This window comes from Sphingomonas bacterium (assembly GCF_903643065.1).
Lineage (GTDB): Bacteria > Pseudomonadota > Alphaproteobacteria > Sphingomonadales > Sphingomonadaceae > Sphingomonas.
Map to the genome: position 1 here is coordinate 1 of NZ_CAHJWX010000097.1, position 6,853 is coordinate 6,853.

Genomic DNA, 6,853 nt, shown 5'->3' on the forward strand with positions numbered 1-6,853 from the left:
GCGACCACCATCACGGCGGTCATCACCGTCTCGCGCCGGCTCGGCCAGACGACCTTAGCGGTCTCCGCCTTCACCTGGTTGAAGAAGGTGGGCAGGTTGCGGATCCAGCCGCCTACCCCATTCTTGCTGCGCGAAACCTCTGCCACCGGCGATCCTTAGCCAACACGATAATTTCGCCGCCAGCGGCCTTCCCATCGGGATGTACCGCCGCCAGCGCCCGCCAATGCGGCAGGCCGGCGGGCAGGCAGTCGCGCAACGTCGTGCCGGGCGCCAGGGCGGGGCCGAAATCCAGCACCTCATCGCCCTCGACGCAACCGAAGCTGGCCGCGCCGTCGCGCAGGAAACTCGCGAGTTTCATGGTCCGCTCCCTCTCGCGCGCTCAGTCGCGGATCATGTCCCACGGGCTGACGCCCTCGGGCAGGCGCGGCCGCCGGACGATGTCCTCCACCGGCTTGCCCGCCTCCAGATCCTCGACCATCTTGTCGGGATCGAAGATGATGCCGATGAAGTTCTCGTCATAGGCGCCACTGTCCATGAACGCGTCGACCCCCGCCTGATCGGGGAAGACATCGTACTGGAACTCGATCTTGTTGCCGTCCGGGTCGTGGTAATAGAGCGACACGGTCGGGCCGTGGATGATCGGCCAGAACGGCACGATCCCCTGGTCCTTGTTGTGGACATAGGCGGCGAGCAGCAGCTCCAGCGTCGGATAGGTGAAGGCGATATGCTCCAGCCCCGCCCGGCCACTGTCCGTGTCCGCAAGGCCGGGCTTGTTGATCAAGCCGAGACGATGATGCTCGTCGTCATACGTCATGAAGTGGATCATCTCGTTCTCATACGCCGGCTTGGCGCAGAGCACGGTGGCGTAGAACGCCTTCATCTCCTCGAACCGCGCCGTGTTGAGAACGACATGCGACAGTTTGGACGGCGCCGGCTTGACCGGAACCGCGGCGCGCAGGCTGCTGGTCTGGACGTTCATGGCTTTCCACTCCTGCTTTGCGGCGCTGGTCGCCCGTCGCGTCACGCGAGCGATCCACCCGCTTTCACGCCCACTCAATGCTCCCATTTGTACGTTAGTGTCAACTGACTTTCAGACGCTTACGCGGAGGTGGTCGGTGTCGGCCATGACCTGATAGGAACGCGGGTGGCGATTGGCTGGAACGCGGATGGCGTGCCGGTCGGTGAACGGCTGGAGGTCGATGGCGTGGCGGCGGTGCGGAAATCAAAGCTCAACCCGGTGGAGCGGGCGCGCCGCCTCCACGTCGGCGAGCGGCGTCGCGCACAGACCCGGGCGCGGCTGGTCGCGGCGGCCTACAAGGTCTTCGCGCTGCACGGCGCGGAGGTGCCGACGATCGACGACATCATCCTGGAGGCCGGCGTGGCGCGCGGCACCTTCTACAATTATTTCGAGACCAGGGACGAACTGTTCCGCGCCGTGGCCGACGAGATCGCCGTGACGATCAATACCCGACTCGACCTGGCCCGCAGCGGGATGACCGATCCGGCGGAACGGCTGTCCGTCAGCTTCCGTGCCTTTGCCCGCTACGCGGTCGCCGATCCGGCGCGTGGCTGGATATTGTTGCGGACCTTGCCGATCCTTGGCGGGATCGGCGGGGACATGACGGAGAATGTCGGCCGGGAGTTCGCCGTCGCGGTGGAAAGCGGGCGCTTCAGCGCGATGTCGGCGACGATGGCGCTCGATCTGGGCATCGGGTTCCTCATCCGGATCATCTATCGCCTGCTCGTCGACCGGCCCGGCGCCGACCATGTCGATCACGCCGCCGCCGCGATGCTGGTCGCCTTCGGCCTCGACGTCGAGGAGGCCAAGGCGATCGCGTTCCGGCCACTGCCCGCCGAGGCCGTCGAGGAACGTCCGGCATAGTGGTGGCGCATCAACGCCGGCAGCCGGTTCATCGCGACACACTAATCCATGTGAGCAAGGCAATTTAGACCAGTTCGTCATTCGGCCTTGCACGGCCGCCGAAAACTCCGTAGCTAACGCTTAACACGATAAGCATACAGGAGTGGAGACGTGGACAGGCTGTGGGGCAGGCTAGGATCCGTCTTGATCGTGCTGGCTGCGGCGATGTCGCCCGCCAGCGCCCAATGGGACGCCAGCAAGGCTTCCGGCTTTCCCGGTGACCGGGGGCGGATGTTCGGCGGCCTGCCGTTCCCGACAGGTCCCCTGCCGCCGCGCCCGGCGGAGACACCCGTCAGCCCCGCCTTGCCGATGGATGTCGCGCTCGTCGCGGCCCGGGCGGCGACGGCGGCGTGCGCCGGCTATCATGTCGGCGTCGCGATCGTCGATCTCGCGGGCATGCCCAAGCTCTACTTCATCGCCGACGGAACCGCCGGCAACCACGCCTACACCGCTTTTCGCAAGGCCTTCACCGCGCTGACCTTCCGGCAGCCGAGCGAGCAGGTCGGCGAGGCGACGAAGACCGACGCCAGGCTGCGCGACCGGGTGGTCGCCGACGGCAATCTGCTGACCTTCGCCGGCGGGCTGCCGATCGTGATGAACGGCCGGCTGGTCGGCGCGATCGGGGTGAGCGGCGCCGAGCCGAGCGCCGTCGACGAACGATGCGCGGTCGCGGCGCTGCGGCGGATCGGAGCCACGCCGACCGACTAGATCCACGCAAGAGACAAGATCGCCGGTCACGGCAGCGACGAAGATCGCATTGAGGGAGAGGATGGCATGAACAAAGGTTATCGTCACCAGGCCGCCAGGGCGGCGTTGCTGGTCGCATCGTCGATGGCGAGCGGCGCCCTGCCGGCGCGCGCGCAGACCAGCCCCGCCCCCACCTCGCCCGCGCCCCCCTCCACCCCCGCGACGCCCTTGCCGGTCGCCGACCGGCAGGCGATCGAGGACATCATCGTCACCGCGCAACGCCGCGAGGAGTCGGTGCAGCGCACGCCGCTGGCGATTACCGCCGTCACCGGCGACCAGCTGCGCGCGCAGAACGTGCGCGCGCTGGAGGATGTGTCGCGGCTCGCGCCCAACGTGGCGATCAGCGCGTCCGGCTACACCGCGCCCACCAACGCGGTGCCGATCGTCTACATCCGCGGCATCGGCCAGCAGGACCCGTCGCTGCAGACCGAGCCGGGCGTGCCGATCTATGTCGATGGCGTCTATGTGGCGCGCTCGGCGGGCGGCGCGATCGACCTGCCGGACATCGCGCGGCTGGAGGTGCTGCGCGGTCCGCAGGGCACGTTGTTCGGCAAGAACACGATCGGCGGCGCGATCAGCCTGATCACGGTCACGCCGGGCGTCCATCCCGAAACGCAGGTCGAGCTGATCGGCGGCAACTACGCGCTCTACCAGCTGCGCGGCTTCACCAACCAGAAGCTGTCCGACCAGTTCGGCGTCTCGGCGGCGATCAACTACCGGCACGAGAACGGCTACGGCAAGCGGCTCGGCGCCACCGGCAATGAGCTCGGCCGGCTGGGCGATCAGCGCAACCTGTCCGCCCGCGTCAAGGCGCGATGGACGCCCACCGACCGGCTGACGGTCGACCTGTCGGGCGACTATACCCGCTACCGCAACACCGCGACGCCGGGGCAGACGCTGATCGTCCCGGCCGGCCTGCTCAACCTGTGGAACGCGCGGATCGGCAATCCGGCCGGCACGCCGATCACCCAGGCCGGCGCCGCCTCGGGCCGGTACGATAATTTCTCGCGCAATCCTCAGCCCGCCAACGACGATCTGGGCGGCGCCAGTGCGACGATCGCCTATGACCTGGGCGGCGTCACGCTCAAGTCGATCACCGCCTATCGCAAGCTGACCGAGTTCTTCAGCCGCGACGCCGACAGCTCGGCGGCGACGTATCTGGAGGTCGATCGCCGCACGCACTCGCATCAGTTCACGCAGGAGCTGCAGCTCGGCGGCAAGCTGCTCGACGACCATGTCGATTACGTGCTGGGCGGGTTCTACCTGCACGAGCGGGGGACCGAGGACAATATCGGCACGATCATCCCCGGCCTGTTCACGCTGCGGGTCGGCCCGGAGATCGAGCGCCGCCAGCTGCTCGATCAGTCGACGAGCAACTATGCCGCCTTCGCGCAGGCGACCGGGCACCTGCTGCCCGGGCTGAACCTCACGCTCGGCGGCCGCTACACCAGCGAGCACAAGCGCCTGATCGATTTCGTCGCCGGTCCGGAAAGCGGCATCGTCTATGTCAACAACGTCCGGCTCGCGCACACCTGGACTTCGTTCACGCCGCGCGCCGCGCTCGATTATCAGGCGACGCGCGACGTGCTCGTCTACGCGTCCGTCTCCAAGGGCTTCAAGAGCGGCGGGTTCAACGGCCGGCCGGCGGCGCTGTCGGCGCTGACCCAGTTCGATCCGGAAAAGGTCACGTCCTACGAGCTGGGCTTCAAGTCCGACCTGCTCGATCATCACGTCCGCCTCAACGTCGCGGCCTTCGATGCCGAGTACAGCAACATCCAGCTGCAGCGGAACATCCTTATCAACGGCGTGCTCGTCACCGACGTCAACAACGTCGCCAAGTCGCGCATCCAGGGTGCCGAGGGCGAGCTGACGGTGGTGCCGGCGACCGGGCTGGAGCTGGGCGGCAGCATCGGCTACGCGCACAACAAATACACCACCATCCAGCCCGGCGCGGTCGTCACCGCGACCAGCAAGATCCCGTACGCGCCCGAACTGACCTACAGCCTCAACGCCAGCTACCGGACGGATCTGGGCTCGGCCGGGTCGCTGACCCCCAACGTCAACTTCGCCTATCGCTCGGGCAGCTATGTCACGCCGGCCAACACGGCGGTGTCGTACATCCCCGCCTATGGCCTGCTGGCGGGGCGGCTCACCTACGCGCCGCAGGACGGGCCATGGAGCGCCAGCCTGTTCGCGACCAACCTGACCAACAAGCGCTACCTGACGAGCGCCGGCGACAGCACCGGCATCGGCATCGTCTATCAGCTCTACGGCCGGCCGCGCGAGTTCGGCGGCTCGATCAACCTGCGGTTCTGATCGGCGTGGCGCGCCAGCTGACCGTCGTCGCTCCCGCCGGGACGGGCGCGGGCGCACGCGCCTATCCGTGGTACATGCTCGCGCTGTTCGTGGTCGCGAACAGCTTCAACACGATCGATCGGGTCGCGATGAACCTGCTGATCGAGCCGATCCGGCGCGAGTTCGGCTTCGGCGACCTGCAGGTCGGCGTGATCGCGGGCTTCGGCTTCGCGGCGTTCCACGCGCTGTTCGGCATCCCCATCGCGCGCCGGGCGGATCGGGGCAACCGGCGCAACCTGCTGGGGCTGGGCGTGCTGCTGTGGTCGGGCATGACGGTGCTGACCGGCCGGGCGGGCAGCTTTCTATCGATGTTGGCGATCCGGGTTGGCGTCGGCGTCGGCGAGGCGACCTGCTACCCGACCGCCGTCCCGATGATCGGCGACGTGTTCGGCAAGAGCCAGCGGTCGGCCGCGCTCGCGATCTTCCAGACCGGCGCCTTCATCGGCGTCGTCGGCGGCTCGGCGGTGGTGGGCCTGATCGCCGCCAGCCATGGCTGGCGCGCCGTGTTCACCGCGCTGGGCATGCCGGGCCTGGTGCTGGCGCTGCTGATCGTCCTGACGGTGCGCGAGCCGCCGCGCGGCGCGGCGAGCGACGCCGCCGACGCGACGCTTGCGTCGGGCAGCTATCGCCAGGCCTGGACGTTGCTGCGCTCCAACCGGCGCTTCGGGCTGCTGTTCGTGGCGGTCGCGCTGATGTGGACGGGGGCGTCGGCGCTGATCATCTGGGGTCCGCCGTTTCTGATGCGGCTGCACGGCGTCGGCGCGCGCGAGGTCGGCACGGTGGTGGGCCCGATCACCGGCGGCGCGGGACTGATCGGCACGCTGGTCGGCGGTGCCCTCTCCGCGCGATTGGTGAAGCGCTCGGGCGACCCGCGCGCGCCGCTGCGGCTGGTCACGCTCGGCGCGTTGCTGGCCACCCCCGCGACGCTGGTGTTCGTGTTCTCGTCCTCGCTGGCGGTCGCGCTGGCCGGCGGCGCCGTCGCCGTGTTCTTCAACGGGATCGCCTGCGGCCCCATCCTCGCCGCGGCGATCGTCCTGGTCCCGTCCGACCAGCGCGGGCTCGCCTCATCGCTGATCGTCGTCTTCGCCCAGCAACTGCTCGGCCTGGGCATCTCGCCGCTGATCGTCGGGCTGGCGAGCGACGCGGGCGCGGCCTCGCTGGGCGATCAATCGCTGCGCTGGGCGATGCTGATCCCGTGCGTCGCGCTGGCGGGCGGGTGGATCGCCGCGCGGGCGGCGGCGCGCGACACCGGCCTCATCGAAAAGGCGCATGCATGACCGACACTGGCGACATCGCGGACCGGCTGGCGATCGACGACCTCGTCACTCGGTTCTTCAACTGTCTGGACCGCAAGGACGTGGACAGCCTGCCGGCTTTGTTCGCCGATGGAGCGCGACTCGACATGGGCGTCGCCGGGCGGCCGGCGGTGGAAGGCCGGGACGCGATCAAGGCGGCGTTCGGGGGCGGCGGGCGGCCGGGCCGCCGGACGCGGCATCACTGGTTCGCACTGATGCTGGCGCCGCGCGAAGGCGGCGCCCAGGCGACGTTTCAGGCGGTCGTCTATGCGAGCGACGGCGACGCGCCGACCGCGAAGCTCGCCAATCTGAGCGACACCGCGCTCGATCTCGTCCGCGATCCCGCCGACGGTAGCTGGCGGATCGCGGCGATGGCGCGCACCGTGGTGTTCCACTTTGACTAGCCGAGTCATGACGCGGCGGCTGCGATGATCGCGCTGCCGGCCCTGATCGCGGTCGCGCCCAACGGCGCGCGTCGCACGCGGGCGGATCACCCCGCGCTGCCGCTGTCGTCGGCGCAGCTCGCGCGCGACGC

Annotated in this window: 8 protein-coding genes; 5 read left to right on the top strand and 3 right to left on the bottom strand. The window is 68.9% G+C overall.

Features of this window, described 5'->3' with window-relative positions; genetic code table 11:
* The 3 genes from secE to HUU95_RS04985 all read right to left on the bottom strand — a co-directional run.
* A partial coding sequence (gene secE / locus HUU95_RS04975; RefSeq protein WP_174279109.1) for a preprotein translocase subunit SecE occupies positions 1-104 on the bottom strand: 104 nt, incomplete at its 3' end.
* A gap of 8 nt (positions 105-112) precedes the next feature.
* Positions 113-358, bottom strand: coding sequence for a hypothetical protein (locus HUU95_RS04980; protein ID WP_174279102.1), 246 nt, complete (start codon positions 356-358; stop codon positions 113-115).
* A gap of 21 nt (positions 359-379) precedes the next feature.
* Positions 380-979 (bottom strand): VOC family protein, encoded by a 600-nt coding sequence (locus HUU95_RS04985; RefSeq protein WP_174279103.1) that lies wholly within the window; start codon positions 977-979, stop codon positions 380-382.
* A gap of 165 nt (positions 980-1,144) precedes the next feature.
* On the opposite strand from HUU95_RS04985, the gene HUU95_RS04990 reads away from it, so the two are divergent.
* The 5 genes from HUU95_RS04990 (at position 1,145) to HUU95_RS05010 (ending at position 6,722) form a co-directional block, all read left to right on the top strand.
* Positions 1,145-1,882 (top strand): TetR/AcrR family transcriptional regulator, encoded by a 738-nt coding sequence (locus HUU95_RS04990; RefSeq protein ID WP_174279104.1) that lies wholly within the window; start codon positions 1,145-1,147, stop codon positions 1,880-1,882.
* A gap of 189 nt (positions 1,883-2,071) precedes the next feature.
* On the top strand, positions 2,072-2,629 hold the full coding sequence (locus HUU95_RS04995) for a GlcG/HbpS family heme-binding protein (protein WP_254602628.1): 558 nt from the start codon (positions 2,072-2,074) through the stop codon (positions 2,627-2,629).
* A 66-nt stretch (positions 2,630-2,695) separates the two neighbouring features.
* Positions 2,696-4,984, top strand: coding sequence for a TonB-dependent receptor (locus tag HUU95_RS05000; RefSeq protein WP_174279106.1), 2,289 nt, complete (start codon positions 2,696-2,698; stop codon positions 4,982-4,984).
* Between the two features lie 5 nt (positions 4,985-4,989).
* Positions 4,990-6,300 (top strand): spinster family MFS transporter, encoded by a 1,311-nt coding sequence (locus tag HUU95_RS05005; RefSeq protein ID WP_174279107.1) that lies wholly within the window; start codon positions 4,990-4,992, stop codon positions 6,298-6,300.
* On the top strand, positions 6,297-6,722 hold the full coding sequence (locus HUU95_RS05010; RefSeq protein ID WP_174279108.1) for a nuclear transport factor 2 family protein: 426 nt from the start codon (positions 6,297-6,299) through the stop codon (positions 6,720-6,722). The genes HUU95_RS05005 and HUU95_RS05010 overlap by 4 nt, the downstream gene beginning before the upstream one ends.
* Positions 6,723-6,853 lie beyond the last annotated feature (131 nt).